Consider the following 19,358-nt stretch of genomic DNA (forward strand, 5'->3'; position numbering starts at 1 on the left):
GGAATAGGGAAGAGAAATCATTCTGGGAATCAAATGGGGGAGACAACATGGCTCAACTTACTGCAATACTAATTGGGGCAGGTGCACGGGGAGCGGGCAGCTATGCTCCTTTTGCTCTGGACTATCCGCATGAATTGAAATTCGTTGCGGTAGCCGAGCCGGATGCGAATCGCCGCGAGAAGTTTGCGAAGCAGCACAATATTCCGGAGGCGATGACCTTCGAATCTTGGGAGCAGCTGCTGGCGAATCCGAAGCTTGCGGATATAGCCGTTATTTGCACGATGGACCGGATGCATTTTCACCCAACGCTACAGGCGTTAAACAACAAATACCATGTTCTGCTCGAGAAGCCGATGTCCCCGGACCCGCTGGAGTGTCTGCAAATGGAACAGGCGGCTCGCGAAAATAATTGTTTGTTATCCATCTGCCATGTGCTGCGGTATACGCCGTTCTGGAGTAAGATTAAGCAAATTCTGAGCGATGGGCATATCGGCGATATCGTATCCATCCAGCTCAACGAGAATGTGGGCTATTGGCATATCGCGCATAGCTTCGTCAGAGGGAACTGGAACAATTCCGAAACCTCCAGCCCGATGATCTTGGCGAAATCATGCCACGACATGGACGTTCTGTCCTGGCTCATGGATCAGCCCTGTGTTCGGGTGAACTCCTACGGGTCGCTCATGCACTTCAATGAAGCGAACGCACCGGAAGGGTCGGCCGATCGTTGTCTCGATTGTGCGGTAGAAACGACTTGTCCGTATTCGGCGCCTCGTTTCTATTTAAGCGAGCAATTTAAAGGCTGGGCCAGACATTTTACCCCGGAGCTTACCAAAGAAAATATCGTCCAAGGCTTGCGCGAAACGAATTACGGCCGCTGCGTGTATAAGAGCGACAATAACGTGGTCGATCATCAAGTCGTCGGCATGGAGTTTGCGAACGGGGCAACGGCGATGTTCAGCATGTGCGGCTTTACGTTCGAGCAGGAACGCAGAATTCAAATTATGGGCACGCGCGGCGAGCTGCGCGGCGATGACGATAAGATCACCTTGTTTGATTTCCTGACGCATCAGAAAACCGAAATTACGATTCCTTCGCAATCGAGCGGACACGGCGGCGGTGATGCCGGTATCGTCAGAAGTTTCCTGACCGATGTGCGGAATTATCACGGTCAAGAGACGTTAACATCAGCAGTCGCTTCCGTACGCAGCCATCTGATGGCGTTCGCTGCCGAAGCGTCCCGTCTTGATGGCGGCAAATCGATTGAATTAACGGCTTACGCGGAAGAATTGATGAAGCAAAGCGTTACGAAATAACGAGAAGGACTGCTTAGCGATAAGCAGTCCTTTTTTATTTTTCAGAAAGGTTAAAACTTACTGGAGAATATGATTGATTCCGAAGAGCAACCTATAGTATATTTTTAGAATTATGCGAAGGTGTACGGTGCCTTTAGGTGTTTTAGGAGGACATGAATTGGAGAAGCACAGTTTCATTCAAATCTTGCAAAATGAGCTTGTCGTCGCGCTTGGCTGTACGGAACCGGTTGCGATCGCCTTAGCTGCGGCAAAAGCCAAAACCTACTTGCCTGATCCGATTGTACGCATCACGGTTAAAGCGAGTGCAGGTATCATTAAGAATGCGTTGGCCGTGGGAATACCCGGCACGGAGCTGACCGGCATTGATTTTGTCGCTGCGTTAGGTGCATTGGCCGGCAATGCCGACAAGCAGCTGGAAGTGCTCGCCGACATTACGTCCGCGGATATCGCCGAGGCGCAAGCCATGGTGGAGCAAGGTACGGCCACTTTTGAGCTTGCGGACACGCCTCGGAAATTATATATAGAGGTTATTGCCGAAACGGAAGATCGCTATGCGAAGGTTGTGATTACGGATAATCACACGAATATTACCCTTATTGAAGTAGATGGGAAGGTCGTAGAATCAGGCGGCTGCGCGAATGTTAGCTTCAAGAGCTCCAAGGAAGAACGCGGCGCGCTATCCATCGATGCTATTGTGGATTTTGTGAATACGATCGATCCGGAAGAACTCCGTCTGGTGAAGCAAAGCATCGAGCTGAACCGAAAAGCCGGGCTGGACGGATTAGCCCATTCCTATGGGCTTGAAGTCGGGAAGACGATTAAAGAAAATGTGCAAAGAGGCATTCTGTCCGATGATTTAATCTCTCACGCGATGGCTCTGGCAGCGGCAGGATCGGATGCGCGTATGGCCGGATCTTCGATGCCTGTTATGGCGAATTCGGGAAGCGGCAATCAAGGCATTGCCGCGACGAATCCTGTCATTGCGGCGGCAGAGAAGCTGGGGACATCGGAGGATAAATTGATCCGCGCGGTTGCGCTCAGCCATCTAGTCACGATTTATATTAAATCGAAATTCGGCCGTTTATCCGCATTATGCGGCGTGACGGTATCCGGTACGGGTGCAAGCTGTGGCATCACCTATTTGCTCGGCGGTGGCAAATCGGAGATAAAAGGCGCGATCCAGAACATGCTCGGCAACGTAACCGGGATGATGTGTGATGGTGCCAAAGGCGGCTGCGCCATGAAAGTAGCGACCTGCACAAGCGCAGCCGTTCAATCGGCGCTTCTGGCTTCCAAAGGGATGACCATTTCATCGACCAATGGTTTTATCGAGAACGATGCGGAGAAAACGATCGATAACTTCTGCCGGATCGGAAATGAAGCGACCTCGGATATCGATAATCTGATTCTCGATATGATGCTGAATAAGGAATAAACGAAAATCCGCCTTCTCGGCGGATTTTTTGTATGCTGACCAAGCGAGGTTAACCGATTTATTTCCTGATTCCCATTTCCGAAAGCTTCACCTTAACGTTTAACTTTACGTCTATCGTTGGATACTGTTGATTCCATTCCGCTTCGTTCCAATTTCTCGTCTTGCTCCTAACGAAATCCCCTAATCCAAACGGGTCGATCCCTTCTTTTTTAAACCTTTGTATCAGATCCATTCCGGTTGAGGTTATATCCGCTTCAAAGCTTTCTACCATCTTCTGCTGTTCATGCAAGGTTAAGCGAATCCCCCTCGAATCAATTAATTCGCTGTTCATGTTTAAATTTATCGTTACCTTTGGACGCTGCGTATCTTTCCCCACGCGATATTTCACCTTCGAACCTACATTTTTCAAGGCGATGTAAGATCCGTTGTCCAATTTGGTTTCAAGAATACCGCCATGTTTCACATTTTCCATAAGCAGCTTCATGACTCGCATCTGCTTCTCGTTCAGTGACAGGATATATTTGTCATCCTTAAATAACGCTATACCGGAAATCATCACTTGATTGTTTTGCAGTTTAATGAGCGGCAGAAAAGGGTCCATTCCTTTTCCCAGATAAGCGTACTCGAAATCATGAAGATTTTGCCTCGGAACAAGTCCGTTCCGCACGTTCGTATCGAGCAAATTAAACAAGAACATGCCTTTCTCCTCATCGGAACTGAAATTCGATTGCAATAGCTCCTTTGCTTTTCCATCAACAACAGCTAAATACATCCTTCTTGAAGCAAGAGGATCCCGCAAAACGACATCCAATTGATCTGCCAATCCTTTTGCCGCCAACTCTTGTTCAAATAGGATTACCGAAGCTTTTCCGGGTTTAATGGGACGGTTTAATTGCATGTCCATCAATTCTGTAATGTTCTTGGTCGTGTGGCCAACCTTGGAGTACAAGATATTGGTAACGGTAGCGGATTTGCCGGCTTGAAATTTAGGCGCCGCTATCGTAAATTCGATATCATCGTTTGGCGCTTCATCGAATGCGCAAACAAAAGTAATGGTTATTTTCTCCAACACTTCTTGCTTGACGCACCCACTCAGCAACAGCAGAAAACAGGTAAGCAGGAATAAGGGGAAAAATCGAATCATACGGTTCTTCTCACTTTCATTCTGACCACGTCGACGATAAATACGAATGGAATATACGCATAAATCATGTAGAATCCGATCTCGGATAACAGGTTTTGTAAGGCCTCAATGCCAGTCCGACCCGGAATCAGACATACAAGAATGAAGACCACAATTAATAAGACCGGAAGGACAGTCAATTGTTTTACGGAGAAAATCAGCTTGCACACTCGACTTGAAGCCCAGAGACTGAGGCATATGATCGGAATCACCCATAAAATCTGTGATGTAGCTCCGATATATTCAAATCGTTCAATGAACGGAAAATGCACGAATTTATACTTGCTTAACTGCGGCCATATTTCAGTCGATAATTGTTCGGGTTTGAACAACAATAATGAAAAGAAAATAATGATTAAATAAGAAGCGGTTGTAATTCCATTGGCCAAATGAGCCCACTTTTCGGATTTTCTTGGCATTCGGATGAAGGTGTAGCAGAACAAGAGCACTTCCACGCCTAAATAAGGAAATGTCAACGTCGTACCTGCTTGGACGATTTCATTTAACGAATGATCCAGAACCGGTGATAAATTGCTGAAATGATAAAAAGTCGAAGGGAAAAACAAAGACAATATTGTAATATACCTCAGCATGCTAAACAGACATATGCCCACGATCACACGAAAACCTCCTGCGACGATGTAATAAACGAGCAGGAGCAGCACAAACGCTAACGGCCATGTATTCAGATCAGGAAACAGCCAGACTTGGATAATCTCGATAAACATGCGTAGTAGATAAGTTGCTATAAGCAGGAAGTAACCGATAAAGATAAAATTAAGACCTCCACCTAACAATTTCCCGAAAAATCGTTTATGAATTTGGATAAGGTCAGTCTCATTCCGGTTGAGAATGCGATACATCATCCAAATAATAATATGGAAACTGATTCCGCATAGGATGACAGAAATCCATGAATCTTGTCCTGCCAATTGAATGGGTTTGGTCGACATAGAGACATATTCCGGCCCGAACTGCATGGCATGAATCAATATAAAAACGAGAAAAGGGGAGATGGTAAAACGCAGATGTTCCGTTGACTTCATGGTTGCATCACCCCCAGAGCTAATCATTCATCTATGTCCCTCTTTTTTAGGTCCCTCTTTTTGTTTGCATTTTTCTTGTCGAATCTTACGGGTTTAGGCGATCTCAAGAAGCTGAATCGATGATGAAACTTCGAGTAAGGCGGACGAACGACCGTATCATATAAGTCTGAAGTGCGGAATGGATAGATCGGAACCAAGTAAGGCATCCCGAGAGAGGTTAAGCGCAATAAATGGGCAACCAAGGCAAACGTGCAAATGAAAATGCCTAATAAGCCCCATATCTGCGCGGCGAAGATAAATGGAAAACGCAAAATGCGGATCGTTGAGCTCATTCGAAAGATAGGTGTCGTGAACGAAGCCAATGCCGATAACGCCACGATGATCAATAAAAAATTACTTGTAAGCGCGGCTTCTACGGCTGCCGTACCGAGCACGATACCTCCGACAATCCCAATGGTTTGTCCGATTTTCGTAGGCAATCTTGCGCCGGCTTCCCGTAACAATTCAATGACAAGTTCCATAATGAGGACTTCTACGATTGGAGGAAAAGGGACATTGATCCTCGAGGAAACGATCGTGGGCAGAAAGACATTAGAAATTCCCTGTCCGTGATAGGTCATAACAGCAACATACAACGAAGAGGCATAGACGGAAAACAGCACCGCAAACACGCGAATCATCCGTAATAAGGAACCGACGATCCAAGGCAAATAATAATCTTCATAAGTAATGAAAAACGACCATAGGTTGACCGGGGCAAAAAAGGCAGTCGGGGACCCATCCTTCATTACGCATAGTTGCCCAGAGGAAACGGCCCAGGCAACGTAGTCCGCTCTTTCCGTGCCGATCGTCTGCGGAAAGATGGAATTGGAATTATCCTCGATCATTTGTTGAAGCAGCGTGCTGTCCGTGATTTGATCGAACTGCACATCCTCAATGCGCTGTATGCATGTTTGTAAATATTGTTCGTTCGCTATGCCTTTTATGTAAACAATCGCAATCCTCGACTTGGATATGCTCCCTACAGTGAGCTCTTTCACACGTAAATCAGGATAGGGAAGGCGCTTGCGTACTAAGTTAAGATTGACATCCAACGATTCAACGAAGGCCTCTCTGGGTCCTTCCACCGTGAATTCGACCTCGGGAATCGTGACGTTGCGCCCCTTGGATGCAGCCGCATTGATCAAGATACAATGATGGCTTTGCCGGCCTAATTGAATCGCAACATATCCCCGATAAATCTTGCTTTCGATAAGATCCCAATCGGAGGATATTTCTTTTTCCGCTACGGGGACACAGTGGTACAAGTCCTCGAAGGACATGTCGGAATGGTTGCTTAGGCAGCTAAGGATATGCTGCTGCAAGACTTCTTCCTCCGTGAGAGATTTAAAATAGCCGATGTACAAAGTGCCCGCGTTTATTTGATGTTCGTAACATACGAAATCCGCGGACTCACCAAGCTCCTTCCAAGACTCTGGGACCGTACTCACTTCTAATCCCTCTTTTCACTATAATTCCTCCATAAATTGTGTCACGAGAAGAGGGTAATTATTCAAAATCGGATCCGCCGGCTGATGGTTCACATTCAGTTCATAAAGTTGAGCTAACATCCTAGGTAATCAGTTATCTAGGAGGAATTGCAATGGTTTATGGAAACAAAAGCGGGTCAAACGGCGATTGGGCCGTTGAAGCACAGGGGCTCGTCAAAACATTTGGCGATAACCGTGCAGTAGATGGCGTGGATCTGCAAGTGCGTACCGGTTCGATCTATGGTGTACTCGGTCCCAATGGTGCAGGCAAAACGACAACGATTCGCATGCTGGCAACGCTGCTCCGGCCGGACGCGGGTTCGGCGAGAATTTTCGGTCACGATGTGGTGAAGGAATCACAGATTGTCCGTCAATTGATCGGAGTGACCGGCCAGTATGCCTCTGTCGATGAGTCCCTTAGCGCTACCGAGAACTTGATTATCTTCTCTCGGCTGCTTGGGCTGGGGCGGGCGGAATCGCGCCGTAAAGCAGAAGAGCTGCTTGAGGAATTCGGTTTGACCGAGGCTGCCAAGCGTCCGCTTAAGAACTTCTCAGGCGGCATGCGGCGCCGGCTGGATCTGGCTGCAAGCTTGATCGCGCAGCCTCCTCTCATCTTCTTGGATGAGCCGACTACCGGCTTGGATCCGCGAACTCGTTCGCAGATGTGGGACACGATCCGCCGGCTTGTGAAGACGGGCTCGACGGTCCTGCTGACTACGCAGTATCTCGATGAGGCCGATCAATTGGCTGATCGGATAGCGGTTATCGATACCGGCAAAGTAGTCGCGGAAGGTACCGTAGATGAATTGAAAGCTTCCGTAGGTACTTCATCGCTGCATCTGCGGCTTGCGGATCTCGAGGATAACAACAGTGCGCGTCATATTATTGAACAGGTGCTGGGCGTTCCGACCAAAATCTCATCCGAAGCGGGCAAAATTACGGCACCGATGGCAAATGCCGACCTCGTTACCGATCTGCTTATTGCGTTGCGTACGGCCGGCATTCACCTGTCCGAGATGAGCGTACAGAAGCCGACGCTTGACGAAGTATTCCTAACGATTACAGGGGAAGGCGTAAAGGAAGATGCCTCAACGACGCAGGCATCCGATGACATGTATAAAGCGAAGGAGGCAAGAGCATGAGTGGCACTTCCATTAAATCAGCCGCAGAGCTTAAATTAAAGAACCACACAAGCCTTGGACAGACACTGCGTAATTCACTGACCATGGCTTACCGAGGACTACTGAAGATTCGGCGCACGCCGGAGCAATTGTTCGATGTTACGCTGCAACCGATCATTTTCACACTGATGTTCACTTATATCTTCGGCGGCGCGATCTCCGGAGACGTTGCAAGCTACTTGCCGGTCATCATTCCCGGTATTCTTGTTCAGACGGTGATTACAACCTCCATCGTCACAGGGGTGCAGCTGCGGGAGGACATGGATAAAGGGGTGTTTGACCGATTCAAATCGCTGCCGATCGCCCGTATTGCGCCGCTTGCGGGAGCATTGCTGGCCGATACCATAAGGTATACAATAGCGACGGTGCTTACATTCAGCATGGGTTACATTATGGGGTATCGACCTGAAGGCGGTTTGGAGCACGTTGCCTTAGCCGCTGTACTTGTCATTGCTTGCTCTTGGGCAATGAGCTGGATCTTCGCCTTCTTCGGCGTCATCGCCCGTACCGCTTCCAGCGTACAAGGGATATCGATGCTCGTGCTGTTTCCGCTTACGTTCTTATCCAATGCGTTTGTACCGACGGAGACGATGCCGAACTGGCTCCAATGGTTTGTTAAAATCAATCCCATCTCGCATCTCATTTCGGCCGTCCGGGATTTAACCAACAAAGGTACGGTAGGCTGGGATCTGGTCATCTCCCTCATCGGTGCTGCCGTGATCGTGGCCATATTTGCACCAATTACGGTAAGAGCTTATATGCGCCGGACTTAGTGCATATACTACGTGCTGAGAAACCTAAGGAGCACGCCTCAGATGACAATGATCAACGGATTTATTTCAGACTGGCTGAGCCATCGCAGAGTTTTGCACCACATGCTGACGGATGTAACAACCGAGCAGCTCCGGATGAAGCCGTGGGAGAAAGGCATGTCCCTATCGGGTCTTGTCCTGCATATCACCGGATCGATGGGGATGTTTGCTTCAACGGTACAGAACGGAGCCTATACGCCGGCAGTACCGCCGAAACCTTTCTCGACAATTGAAGAGCTGAAAGCCAATATCGAGGCTGAAACTGCGCAAACGGAATCGATTCTGAGAACGATTACGCCGGAGCAATTGGATCAACCGATCGATTTCTTCGGCAATGTTCTTCGCGGCAGCGTCTTGCTTCAGAATGCCAAGGATCATGAAATTCATCACAAAGGTCAAATGTTTATCTATCTGCGAATAGCCGGTATCGATAAACTGCCGTTTTTCGTTAGCCGAGGATAGAGGAAGTTATGCATGAAAGCCGTTTCGATCAGAAGCGGCTTTTTTTGATCTATTTTGACATCAAATATTTCTGCTATCAGAGAAATGTCGAATAACATATAATAGGAGTACTTATATTATTTCGTCCGGAAAGAAGGGGTTCCCATAGAGCGCATGCAGGGTCACTATAACATATGGATTGTCCTTCTATCTTTTGCGATTGCCGTTATGGCCTCGTATTCAGCATTGAATCTAGCAGGTAAAATTACAAGATCGAGTGGCAGAACACGTACGATTTGGTTGATAGCAGGTTCAGTGGTCATGGGGATGGGCGTATGGTCGATGCATTTTGTCGGGATGCTGGCCTATCACATGGATACGACAGTGACATACGATACGACTACGACGATTCTATCGTCGCTTGGAAGCATCCTGGCATCGTTTATCGCCTTTCGAATTACGGCCAGAAGCCAGTCCAGCCCGCTTAGGTATGCTTTAGGCGGTTTGATTATGGGATGCGGCATCGTGGCGATGCATTACGCAGGCATGAGTGCGATGCGGATGCCGGGAGAAATTACATATGATGTACCGTTATGGTTACTATCTGCTTTCATCGCGCTGGCAGCCTCTTACGCTGCACTTTATTTGTTCCACAAACTTCGCTACTCTCCTGATTTCACTTTATGGAAGCTCATTTCTGCAATCGTAATGGGTATCGCCATTTGCGGCATGCATTACACGGGCATGGCGGCAGCGAAATTTACTTCAAGCGGGGAGATCCATCATGCGATGGGCAGCGGAGAACCGCAGTTTTTTCTGCTGTTCGGCGTAACCGTATCGACCTTCTTTATATTGGCTGTTTCGTGGGGCGCGGTTTTCTTCGATCGGCATGTACTGGAGAAGATGGCTTATTACGATCAGTTAACCAATCTGCCTAATCGGCATGACCTTCAGCGGTTTTTCAACGAGAAGAATGATCGCCTGACGCAGGGCGCTTTTCTCTTTATTGATCTGGATCGGTTTAAAATGATTAACGACACGCTCGGACATGATGTCGGCGATATGCTGCTTCAGCAGGTCGCGGATCGACTGCGATTATGCGTAACCGACGGGGAAATGATATTCCGACTTGGAGGCGACGAGTTCCTGGTCGTAGCAAGAACGCCGGAAATCACCGTATTGGAACAGCTGGCTCATAATTTGTTGAACCAGATTAAACAGGCGTACTTTATTGAAGCGCATGAGCTGTACGTGACCTGCAGCATCGGAATCAGCCATGCCCCTTTCCATGGCGTTGACCGATCTTCGCTGCTTAAAGCAGCGGATACGGCGATGTATGCGGCGAAGGTGGATGGCAAGAACAGATTCCGCATCTTCGATGAAGAGATGAGCCGCAACCAGATCCGCAAGCTGGTGCTGGAGAAAGATATGCGCAAAGCGATGGTTCACGGCGAGTTCACGATCATGTATCAGCCGAAGTGGGATACCGGGTCTGACCAATTGAGCGGCATGGAAGCTTTGATGCGCTGGCAGCATCCTGAGCTGGGCTCCGTATCGCCAAGCGAGTTTATTGCAGTAGCAGAGGAAACGGGCATGATCATTCCGATGACACGCTGGATGCTGCAAGAGGTGTGCAAGCAGAACAAATATTGGCAGGAGAACGATAACATTCACACCTGTATCTCGGTGAACATGTCGATTCGGATTTTCGAGAGCCAGCTGCTGTTCGAGATGGTGGACGAGGCATTGCGGATATCGGGATTACCGGGCCACTATTTGGAGCTGGAGATAACGGAATCCATTGCGAAGAGTGATGTTAACGATATTATCGAGCAATTGCGCAGCATCCGCGATCTGGCAGTGAAGGTATCGCTGGATGATTTCGGAACGGGCTATTCCTCGCTTGGCACATTGGACGAGCTGCCGGTGGATACGCTAAAGATCGATCAAATCTTTATTCACAAGAGCGCGCAGCTGTCCAAGCAAGCGATTATCAGCAACATCATTGCCATCGCCAAGAACTTGAACCTCGAAGTAGTGGCCGAAGGCGTGGAGACGCAAGATCAAATCGACATCCTGCAGTCCAGAGGCTGCCATGTCATGCAAGGCTTCTATTACAGTAAGCCGATGTCGGCTCAGGATATGACGGCTTGGCTGGAGCAGAAGCAGCAAGCGGTTACGGTATAATATCGGCCAGCACTTCTTACGGAGCGTTCCGAGTCCACTCGGCACGCTCTTTATTTTCCTAACGATAAGGCTATAATGAAAGATAGCAAAGGAAGCTCAGAGATTGGAGTCATACAATGAACTATCGAAGTTTGGAAGAATGCATTACTGATCTGGAACGAAACGGCCATTTGGTCCGTGTGCGGGAAGAAGTGGATCCACATCTGGAGATGGCGGCGATCCATATGAAAATGTTCGAAATCGGCGGTCCTGCCTTATTATTCGAGAATGTCAAAGGTTCGAAATTTCGGGCCGTATCCAACCTCTTCGGAACGGTGGAGCGCAGTAAATTTATTTTTCGGCATACCTGGGATTCGGTTCAGAACGTCATTGCGCTGCGCAATGATCCTATGCAAGCTCTTAAGAACCCGTTCAAACATATCGGGACAGGCCTTGCTGCGCGGAAAGCGCTGCCGGTACGAAAGTCCGGTGGAGGGCCTGTTGCCATGCAGGAAATTCAAATCAGCGATCTTCCGCTGATCAAACATTGGCAGGACGACGGCGGTGCCTTTGTCACCTTGCCGCAAGTGTATACAGAAGATCCCGAGAAGCCGGGCATTATGAATTCCAATTTGGGGATGTACCGGATTCAGCTTAGCGGCAACGATTATGTGATGAATAAAGAAATTGGCGTTCATTATCAAATTCATCGCGGAATCGGCGTGCATCAGAAAAAAGCGAACAAGCTTGGCGTCCCGCTCAAGGTAAGCTGCTTTATCGGCGGCCCTCCGGCGCATACGCTTTCTGCGGTCATGCCGCTGCCGGAAGGCATGAGCGAGCTTACGTTCGCGGGATTACTCGCAGGGCGTCGGTTCCACTACAGCTATATCGATGGCTTCTGTATCAGCAATGATGCCGATTTTGTCATCACCGGTGAAATCCATCAAGGGGAGACCAAGCCGGAAGGGCCTTTCGGCGATCATTTGGGCTATTACAGCCTCACCCATGAGTTCCCGGTCATGAAGGTGCATAAAGTATATGCCAGGCCGGGCGCGATCTTCCCGTTCACCGTTGTTGGTCGCCCGCCTCAAGAGGATACGGCATTCGGCGCGCTCATTCATGAACTGACGGGAGATGCGATTCAACAGGAAATTCCCGGCGTCAAAGAAGTTCATGCTGTCGATGCTGCAGGCGTTCATCCGCTGCTATTTGCGATTGGGAGTGAAAGGTACACGCCCTATACACAAGTCAAGCAGCCGGCGGAGATTCTCACGATTGCGAACCGCATTCTCGGAACGGGGCAATTGAGTCTGGCGAAGTATTTGTTTATTACGGCAGAAGATGATCAACCGGTGGATACGCATGATATTGAAGGGTTCCTCACCTATATTCTGGAACGAATGGATCTCCGGCGCGACATCCATTTCTACACGAATACGACTATCGATACGCTGGATTATTCCGGAACCGGCTTAAATACCGGCAGCAAGGTGATTTTCGCCGCGGTGGGGGATAAGAAGAGAGTGCTGTGCCAAGAGGTCCCAGAGGTTCTGAGAGATCTTCCCGGATATGAGCATGCCTCGCTTGTAATGCCGGGCATTGTCGCCATCCAAGGGTCTGCATTCAGCAACTACGCCGAAGCTGAGCAGCAATTCAAGGCGTTGTCCGAGGCGATTCACGCCAGAGGCGCGATCCATGCCTGTCCGATGATTATTGTTTGTGACGACAGCCGATTCGTAAGCGAAACGCTGAATAATTTCTTGTGGGTGACCTTCACGCGCAGCAATCCCTCCCATGATATCTATGGCGTGAACAGCTATTACGAGTTCAAGCATTGGGCATGCGATAATGTGATTATCGACGCTCGCACGAAACCGCATCAAGCACCGCCGCTGCTGCAGGATCCTGTAGTGGAGGAGAACATTAAGCGCTTCTTCGCAGAGGGTGCCAGCTTAAGCGGTGTCTACCCGAAGATTGGAGGCCGATTATGAGTCAGCGTTACCGCATTACGAGATCGTTACAAGCCCATGAGGATGCTGCCGCACAAACGATTTCGCTGGAGGAGTGCAAGCAGTATTTTGCGTCCAAGCCGGATTTCACCTATACATCCGTTTTTACCGTGAAAGGAGCGACTACCATGTCCATAGAAGGTGATTTCTTCATGTGGAACTATGGGGATATCCAGATCCCTTTCCGTCATTATCAAGGGGATTTGTACGTTTCCGGTACGAATGAAGCGGTCATTCCGAAGATGGTGGAAGTCGCAAGCGACCTCGTGGCAGACATCGAAGAAGGGTAATTTTTCATCGCAAAGTTAAAGTTTTTATTAATTCTGTGAAAATGTTAATCCTACAGGCGCAATTAGCTGTGTTATAATTTTGCCCAGAGCAAGTTTGGCAGATTATACTACTGATGAGCTTGGAGGTATTCATGATCAGACCATTCAAGCCGCTTATCGTAACGATGGCTTTGGCATTACTTCTGATTGGAATTGGGCCAATGTCCATCGTTTCAGCAGCGGAAACTACTAATAAGACCCCTATTGCGATTGAACTGAATGGCGAGACGGTGAAGCTGGCCGATCCTGCAATTATGGTAGAGAACAGAACTTACATACCCGTAGCTCGCGTTGCGCGGCTGCTCGGTGCTAAGACAAGCTGGAACAAAGTGAATGAGGAATTAACGATAAACACGGCGCTCGGCGATAAGATTGTGCTTGGAAATGAAGTTCCCGTCGTTTATTTCAACGGTGCACGTTACCGCATGGAGGCGCTTCCATTTCTGGCGGATGACAGACTTTATGTGCCATTGCGTCAGCTCTCGGAATTGCTCCACGCCGAGTTGAAATGGAATGCCGACACAGATGTTATCGAACTGAAGACTGTTGAACCTGCAGAGATTAAGGACGAATATGGTTTGGACGAAATCAGCCAGCAATTCGGCGTCACGAAGGAAGAGCTCCTTAAGCGTAACGGTCTATCCGGCGAGTCGAAGATTGCCGCGAACAAGAAGATAAAAGTTGTTGTTCCTTCGTTCTTTCATAAAGCGGCCAAACCATTCACGGAAGCGGATCTCTTGCTGCTTGCCAAGATTACGATGGTGGAAGCCGGTTATGAGTCGTATGAAGGTCAGCTTGCACTAGCTAACGTGATTTTGAATCGAGTGAAGGATTCGAAGTTCCCGGATTCGATCCGCGATGTTATTTATTCGGGAAGACAATTTCCGCCGGCCCACAACGGGATGCTCGACAAGAGCCAGCCGCATGCAGGTGCGCTGCGTGCAGCCAAGGATGCTCTCAATGGGAAGAATAACGTGAAGGATGCCGTTTATTTCTTCAATCCTGCCGTTTCCAAAGGATCGTTCTGGTCCAGCTTGGAAGTAATTTCGACTATAGGCCATCATCGCTTCGCCAAATAAAACGATAAAGAAAGCTGTCTCAAAAGTCCCCGGCAATCCGACTTTTGAGACAGCTTTCTTTTGCATGCGAAATGGTTGGTGGCGGAAACAAGAGCGTGCGATGTCTCGGTTCATGTGGGTATTCGTGATGTGACTCGAGCGGGCATAACCTGAATTGTTGTAACGGTCATAAATGGACATTACAGTCGGTTTTCGGCTTTAGTCCCACTGTACCGGTTATTTTTGTCCGTTAAAGCTGAATCAAAAGCGATTTAAGCAGGTTTTTGATTCCAATGGACATTTTTGACCGTCAAATTTCTTCTATTGGGTTTACTGGCTTGTAACGGACATTTTTGACCAGTGGAATGCTGCATGATCTGCAACATTCTGACCTAAGTATGAGAACCGACGGAGAGATGTTGCACGTAATTGCATATAAAGCAACATTTTGCACTGCACACGGTGGGAGTGCCCTCTGGATGATGGTCATGCGATCGCCACAGTAGTTAAAAACACGGTGATCGGCAATGCCGGCTATGGCGGTGAAGAGTGCCACGCCAAATATAGGCTACAAAGGACTGTACAAATCGACGACACCCGTACTCTTAATCGCCACTTTCAGCTTGATATTCACATTCGCATCCGCGAACGCAGCTCCCCAATCATCCTGAACAGGCTTCCAAGCTTTATACTGGTAAGCTCTGGCGTAGATGCCGAACCCGAAGGGATCAATTTGCTTGTCCTGACATCTATGGATGAGCTGCTGGAACTGCTGCTGAAGTTTAGTTGCAATTAGACGCTGTAATTTAGGTGTTGTTTCCTTGGCGTATTCGGGATCATCGGTTTGCATCGTCGTTACGATTATGTTGAGTTGCATGGTTACGTCAAATATAAACCTTCCATCCCGTACGTTTGTACCTACATCGTACCTGCTTTTTAAGATCTCGAACGCTACAGCATTCTTGACGGCATGGTTACCATCCTCACTTTCTTCTTGGACGCCATCCAATTCGAGAATGAACGAAGGTGTCCCTGTGAATTGATGCTGTAAGAGAAGAAATAAGGTTGTTTCTTGAAGCGAGAAATGCTCTTTCAACTGACCTTGCTTGTTCAGCAATGCAGTGCCGGTTACAACCACGTTTTGCTTCTCTTTTTTCAACTGCGTTAAAGAGGCCGTCATTCCTTTGTCTTTCATTTCTCGCCGCAGCTCCTGCAAGTTCCTCGAAACCGTGATGTTGCCCTTATTCGCTGTTTCGATGAGCTTCCTCACATGAAGAGATAGCCGTGGCTTATCAATCGGCTTATAGTGAAAGATGTTCTCGATCGGCCCGTCAACAACGACAATGATAGGCGTTTCTGTCTGCTTCGGCACACGATAGAAGAGATCGAAAATATCGTACCAATCCTTCTGCTGCAACAGTCGTTTGCCAACCAGAATCGATTGCAGCTTCCCGCCGGTTGTAATCCCGGTTAACATGGAGTCAAACTTAGCGCGGGCGAGCCTAATTGAATCGGCACGTACGAACGCGGATTCCGTTTTTTCCTTGGCTTCTCTATAGAAGACAGGACTTTGTGAGTAAATGACAATTTGATTATCCTCATCGACATCAATGCCGAGCATGAGCGAGATGGAAGCATCCTCTAGATTCATCTGATCGAAGCAGCCGGGGAGCAGCATCACAAACATGGTGAGTGTGAAGAGGACTTTTATGAATCGAATACCGGTCATTGTAATCCTCCTCTGGGCTTAAACACGCTTGTGTACGCCAATAGGATTAGGGGCAGCGCAAATGCGAAGTACCACCCCGCATTACCGAACAGCTTAAGCATAGATACAAATTCAGAGGAGGAAGGTCTATAGAAAGTCGATAGAATAAGCATGCCGATTATGGCGAGTCTAACAAAGGGTTTGTGGTCTTGTTTCCCCAGCAGTCGACTAATGCCGAACGTTGATGCGTACAGATAATGGGTCCATACCCGGAAGATCAAGAACAAGTAGGCAACCAAGACAATAATTTCAATCCGTTCCATGAAGCGAAATTCAATGATCTTTAATACTTTTAAGGTTGGATATTTGTAAGAGGTGATATCGTCCGGCGAGAAAAATAGGAAACAAATCAGGATCACGATCATATAGATCACAAGCGTAATCGTATTTCCTGCGATAATGCCCATTGCCGCCTTCTCTTTATGTTTAAGGAACGGGTAAAGAATAAAGCTGATTTCAAATCCGAGGAAAGAGAGTCCGGTCGGGTTTGCCGCTTTCAGGACCGGTCCCCATCCTTCTTTGAGAACGGGCAACAAGTACAACCAGTGCGATTCTTTCAAGGGATATAGGATGATAAGCAGAATCCACAGGAAACTCCAAAACGTGATTTCCGCATATCTCGCCAGAATGCGAACATTGTTACGGGCGAGCTGGTAGGTAGGCAAGGCAAACAAGAGTACCAATAAGAAATTCGGCGTATTTGCCAAGAGCTCTAGTTTGAAGAAGCCAACGGCGGATAAGAACGATACAAAGAAACCGAACATGAAAAAGACGATCATGCAGCTGTTCAGGATAAAGCCCAGAACTTTGCCGAAGTAGCGAGGAATAAGATCATAGATCGTATCATCCTGGTGTTTTTTCATCACTTGGACAATAAAGAGACTGGCAAGAACGGCAAGTGCCCATCCGATCAGAAGGGAAATCCAGCCGTCCGTTCCCGCATACATCGCTAAATCCGCTGGCAGCGACAATAAACCAAATCCTAACTGCGTCGCGTGGATCATGAAGATATATTGCAGTACCGTAATCTCGTTCAGCGCATATTTTTTCAATTTTTATCACCTCTGTCAGAAGCTTGCTTCTTACTCTGAATGCCTCTGGCACTGAGTGGACGCGTAGTCATTTTCCATATCGGTAAACGGATGATCGTATCCTTCAAATCTCTAAACCTGACCGGGCTGAAGGGGCTGAAGTAAGGCGTGCCAAGCGACTCGAGTGAAATCAAATGGATAAGCAGCACCAGCATGCCAATGGCCACGCCAAGCAGGCCATAGATGAACGCAACCAGCATCATGGGGAAGCGAATTAATCGGATGGCGGATGACATGTCGTTATTTGGGATGATAAAGGAAGACAATGCCGTCAGCGAAACGACGATAACCATGATATTGCTCACGACTCCTGCTTGCACTGTCGCTTGTCCAATTACGATCGCACCGACGATGCCAACGGTCTGACCAATCGGAGCCGGCAGTCGAATCCCGGCTTCTTTCAGCATTTCAAGCGTAATTTCCATAATAAAAGCTTCGAGAATCGGGGGGAACGGAACGCTTGCCCTGGATTGCCCAACCGACAATAACAGTCGAAGCGGGATGACCTCAAAGTTGTACGAGATGACGGCGATATAGAACGAAGGCAAGAAGATCGTAATAAAGAAGGCGAGAAACCGCAGTATCCGAATAAAGGACGACACTTGCCAGCGATTGCTGTAGTCATCGATCGTTTGGAAGAACATCGCGAAATTGGCCGGACCGATCAGAACCTCCGGAGATTTATCGATTACGATGGCTAAGCGGCCTTGCAGAATTTGCGAAGCTACAGAGTCCGGTCGTTCTGTCGTTACAAATTGCGGAAAGGGAGAGAACGAGTTGTCTTCGATGAACTCCTCCAGCTCGCCCGAGGATAGGATTGCATCCACATCGATTCGATCGATTCGGTCGAGTAACTCTTGAAGCACTTGCGGATTAGCCACGTCAGCCAAATATAAAATACTGATTTTGGTTCTCCCGCGTTCTCCGACGCTGGTTTCTTTTATTTTCAATTCCCGGTTCGGAATGTATCTTCGAATAAGGGCGATATTCTGGCAGCCCGTTTCCACGAACCCTTGGTGAGCCCCTTTTAATGAAGCTTCCATTTGGGGATCTTCGATGGCTCTTTGCGGCCAGCCATGCGTATCCAGAAGAGTAGCCGTGCTGTTGTGATCCACGAATAAGACACTGGTTCCTTGCAAAACGGCTTGCTCGATTTGATATAAATCGGTTGCTGTACGAATCCCGCCGACGGTAATGATATGTTCGATCTGGGGATCGGCTGCGGTTTCATGCATGAGCGGACGAAGGATATCGTTATTGATGGCAACCTTGTCGGACATATTATCAAGATAGACCAGGGCTGCACGCTCTTGCGTCGATTTAATTAGAAATCGGCGTGTAATGAGTTCGGGAATTTCGGTGAGCAATGCCTGTAGATCAGATATATTGGTGTCCATTTCGCTGCAGATCGGCTTCGCAGCCTGCGGCTTCTTCGGTTGCGGTGCCGAATCGTAATGCCGGCTGCGTTGCCGCTTACCTCGAAGTATGTTGCGGAACAACCCCATCGCTGAACACCCCCCCAATACGCTCAATATGGTTATTTTGCAACAAATTGGGATATTTATGCACTTCCATCTCGTTCTCTTTCTAGTGCTGAAAGGTTTTTTATTTGTAGTAGAAATTATTTGGTATAATAGGATGTCTGGGCTCTTGATAGAGTCTCGTGAGCAATTCAACAACAGAAATGACGGTTTCATATAGATAGGGAGTGACGGCAGTGGCAAAAGCTAAGGTTCCAAAAAGGCCGACTCGAGACGAGTTCGTACTGGAGGAATTGGGGAATCAATTGGTTGAAGCGTACCAAGAGGAATCCATCATCGTGTTATCGGTGTGGGGAAGAGAAGAGGCTGTCCAAGGTCAAATCGTCACGATGGATTCACGGACAGGTCGGGTGCATGTGGAAACTGCCGAAGGCTTGCAGAAGGTTCCGTTCATGGACATCATGCAAGTGAATTATCCAAGAGCATAAAAGGGCAAAATAAAAAGCTGCCGGC

General features: G+C 48.2%; 16 protein-coding genes. 10 read left to right on the forward strand and 6 right to left on the reverse strand.

Annotated elements, in window-relative coordinates; all coding sequences use genetic code 11:
- Positions 1–47: 47 nt before the first annotated feature.
- Positions 48–1,316 carry a Gfo/Idh/MocA family protein gene (locus I8J30_RS13760; RefSeq protein ID WP_210655075.1) on the forward strand — a complete coding sequence of 423 codons (1,269 nt, stop codon included), beginning with the start codon at positions 48–50 and terminating at the stop codon, positions 1,314–1,316.
- Positions 1,317–1,473: 157 nt separating this feature from the next.
- Positions 1,474–2,751, forward strand: coding sequence for an L-cysteine desulfidase family protein (locus I8J30_RS13765; RefSeq protein WP_210655073.1), 1,278 nt, complete (start codon positions 1,474–1,476; stop codon positions 2,749–2,751).
- A 58-nt stretch (positions 2,752–2,809) separates the two neighbouring features.
- Here the strand turns inward: I8J30_RS13765 and I8J30_RS13770 are convergent, their stop codons facing one another.
- The 3 genes from I8J30_RS13770 to I8J30_RS13780 are packed head-to-tail and all read right to left on the reverse strand — an operon-like array spanning position 2,810 to position 6,470.
- Entirely contained in the window at positions 2,810–3,895 is a 1,086-nt protein-coding gene (locus I8J30_RS13770; protein WP_210655071.1) for a Ger(x)C family spore germination protein, read from the reverse strand.
- Positions 3,892–4,980 carry a GerAB/ArcD/ProY family transporter gene (locus I8J30_RS13775; RefSeq protein ID WP_210655069.1) on the reverse strand — a complete coding sequence of 363 codons (1,089 nt, stop codon included), beginning with the start codon at positions 4,978–4,980 and terminating at the stop codon, positions 3,892–3,894. Before I8J30_RS13775 ends, I8J30_RS13770 begins: the two co-directional genes overlap by 4 nt.
- 23 nt (positions 4,981–5,003) lie before the next feature.
- Entirely contained in the window at positions 5,004–6,470 is a 1,467-nt protein-coding gene (locus I8J30_RS13780; RefSeq protein ID WP_210655067.1) for a spore germination protein, read from the reverse strand.
- 152 nt (positions 6,471–6,622) lie between these two features.
- Here I8J30_RS13780 and I8J30_RS13785 point away from each other — a divergent pair, with 152 nt between their 5' ends.
- The 7 genes from I8J30_RS13785 to I8J30_RS13815 all read left to right on the forward strand — a co-directional run bounded on the left by I8J30_RS13785 (position 6,623) and on the right by I8J30_RS13815 (position 14,526).
- The gene (locus tag I8J30_RS13785; protein WP_210655065.1) at positions 6,623–7,651 is read left to right on the forward strand and encodes an ATP-binding cassette domain-containing protein; all 1,029 of its coding nucleotides are present in this window, start codon (positions 6,623–6,625) and stop codon (positions 7,649–7,651) included.
- Positions 7,648–8,463 (forward strand): ABC transporter permease, encoded by an 816-nt coding sequence (locus I8J30_RS13790; RefSeq protein WP_210655063.1) that lies wholly within the window; start codon positions 7,648–7,650, stop codon positions 8,461–8,463. Before I8J30_RS13785 ends, I8J30_RS13790 begins: the two co-directional genes overlap by 4 nt.
- Before the next feature lie 42 nt (positions 8,464–8,505).
- On the forward strand, positions 8,506–8,964 hold the full coding sequence (locus tag I8J30_RS13795) for a DinB family protein (RefSeq protein ID WP_210655061.1): 459 nt from the start codon (positions 8,506–8,508) through the stop codon (positions 8,962–8,964).
- Between the two features lie 153 nt (positions 8,965–9,117).
- A complete protein-coding gene (locus tag I8J30_RS13800; protein ID WP_210655059.1) occupies positions 9,118–11,130 on the forward strand; it encodes a bifunctional diguanylate cyclase/phosphodiesterase in 2,013 nt (670 codons plus the stop codon).
- A gap of 116 nt (positions 11,131–11,246) precedes the next feature.
- Positions 11,247–13,100, forward strand: a complete 1,854-nt coding sequence (locus tag I8J30_RS13805) for a UbiD family decarboxylase (RefSeq protein WP_210655057.1) — start codon at positions 11,247–11,249, stop codon at positions 13,098–13,100.
- Positions 13,097–13,408: a hypothetical protein gene (locus tag I8J30_RS13810; protein WP_210655055.1), complete on the forward strand. Its 312-nt coding sequence runs from the start codon at positions 13,097–13,099 to the stop codon at positions 13,406–13,408. Before I8J30_RS13805 ends, I8J30_RS13810 begins: the two co-directional genes overlap by 4 nt.
- Positions 13,409–13,539: 131 nt before the next feature.
- Positions 13,540–14,526, forward strand: coding sequence for a cell wall hydrolase (locus I8J30_RS13815; RefSeq protein WP_210655053.1), 987 nt, complete (start codon positions 13,540–13,542; stop codon positions 14,524–14,526).
- A 547-nt stretch (positions 14,527–15,073) separates the two neighbouring features.
- On the opposite strand, the gene I8J30_RS13820 is transcribed toward I8J30_RS13815, so the two are convergent.
- Genes I8J30_RS13820 through I8J30_RS13830 form a run of 3 tightly spaced genes read right to left on the reverse strand, consistent with a single transcriptional unit; the run spans position 15,074 to position 18,869 of the window.
- Positions 15,074–16,234 carry a Ger(x)C family spore germination protein gene (locus I8J30_RS13820; RefSeq protein WP_210655051.1) on the reverse strand — a complete coding sequence of 387 codons (1,161 nt, stop codon included), beginning with the start codon at positions 16,232–16,234 and terminating at the stop codon, positions 15,074–15,076.
- Positions 16,231–17,325, reverse strand: coding sequence for a GerAB/ArcD/ProY family transporter (locus tag I8J30_RS13825; protein ID WP_210655049.1), 1,095 nt, complete (start codon positions 17,323–17,325; stop codon positions 16,231–16,233). Before I8J30_RS13825 ends, I8J30_RS13820 begins: the two co-directional genes overlap by 4 nt.
- Positions 17,322–18,869, reverse strand: coding sequence for a spore germination protein (locus tag I8J30_RS13830; protein WP_210655047.1), 1,548 nt, complete (start codon positions 18,867–18,869; stop codon positions 17,322–17,324). The genes I8J30_RS13825 and I8J30_RS13830 overlap by 4 nt, the downstream gene beginning before the upstream one ends.
- 212 nt (positions 18,870–19,081) lie before the next feature.
- On the opposite strand from I8J30_RS13830, the gene I8J30_RS13835 reads away from it, so the two are divergent.
- On the forward strand, positions 19,082–19,333 hold the full coding sequence (locus I8J30_RS13835; RefSeq protein ID WP_091214438.1) for a YolD-like family protein: 252 nt from the start codon (positions 19,082–19,084) through the stop codon (positions 19,331–19,333).
- Positions 19,334–19,358 lie beyond the last annotated feature (25 nt).

Origin of the sequence: Paenibacillus lignilyticus (genome assembly GCF_017942085.1) — a bacterium.
GTDB lineage: Bacteria > Bacillota > Bacilli > Paenibacillales > Paenibacillaceae > Paenibacillus_Z > Paenibacillus_Z lignilyticus.

Coding starts and splice junctions, on each gene's coding strand:
- I8J30_RS13760 (WP_210655075.1), top strand. CDS start 48: ATGGCTCAACTTACTGCAATACTAATTGGGGCAGGTGCACGGGGAGCG.
- I8J30_RS13770 (WP_210655071.1), bottom strand. CDS start 3,895: ATGATTCGATTTTTCCCCTTATTCCTGCTTACCTGTTTTCTGCTGTTG.
- I8J30_RS13775 (WP_210655069.1), bottom strand. CDS start 4,980: ATGAAGTCAACGGAACATCTGCGTTTTACCATCTCCCCTTTTCTCGTT.
- I8J30_RS13785 (WP_210655065.1), top strand. CDS start 6,623: ATGGTTTATGGAAACAAAAGCGGGTCAAACGGCGATTGGGCCGTTGAA.
- I8J30_RS13790 (WP_210655063.1), top strand. CDS start 7,648: ATGAGTGGCACTTCCATTAAATCAGCCGCAGAGCTTAAATTAAAGAAC.
- I8J30_RS13795 (WP_210655061.1), top strand. CDS start 8,506: ATGACAATGATCAACGGATTTATTTCAGACTGGCTGAGCCATCGCAGA.
- I8J30_RS13800 (WP_210655059.1), top strand. CDS start 9,118: ATGCAGGGTCACTATAACATATGGATTGTCCTTCTATCTTTTGCGATT.
- I8J30_RS13805 (WP_210655057.1), top strand. CDS start 11,247: ATGAACTATCGAAGTTTGGAAGAATGCATTACTGATCTGGAACGAAAC.
- I8J30_RS13810 (WP_210655055.1), top strand. CDS start 13,097: ATGAGTCAGCGTTACCGCATTACGAGATCGTTACAAGCCCATGAGGAT.
- I8J30_RS13815 (WP_210655053.1), top strand. CDS start 13,540: ATGATCAGACCATTCAAGCCGCTTATCGTAACGATGGCTTTGGCATTA.
- I8J30_RS13820 (WP_210655051.1), bottom strand. CDS start 16,234: ATGACCGGTATTCGATTCATAAAAGTCCTCTTCACACTCACCATGTTT.
- I8J30_RS13830 (WP_210655047.1), bottom strand. CDS start 18,869: ATGGGGTTGTTCCGCAACATACTTCGAGGTAAGCGGCAACGCAGCCGG.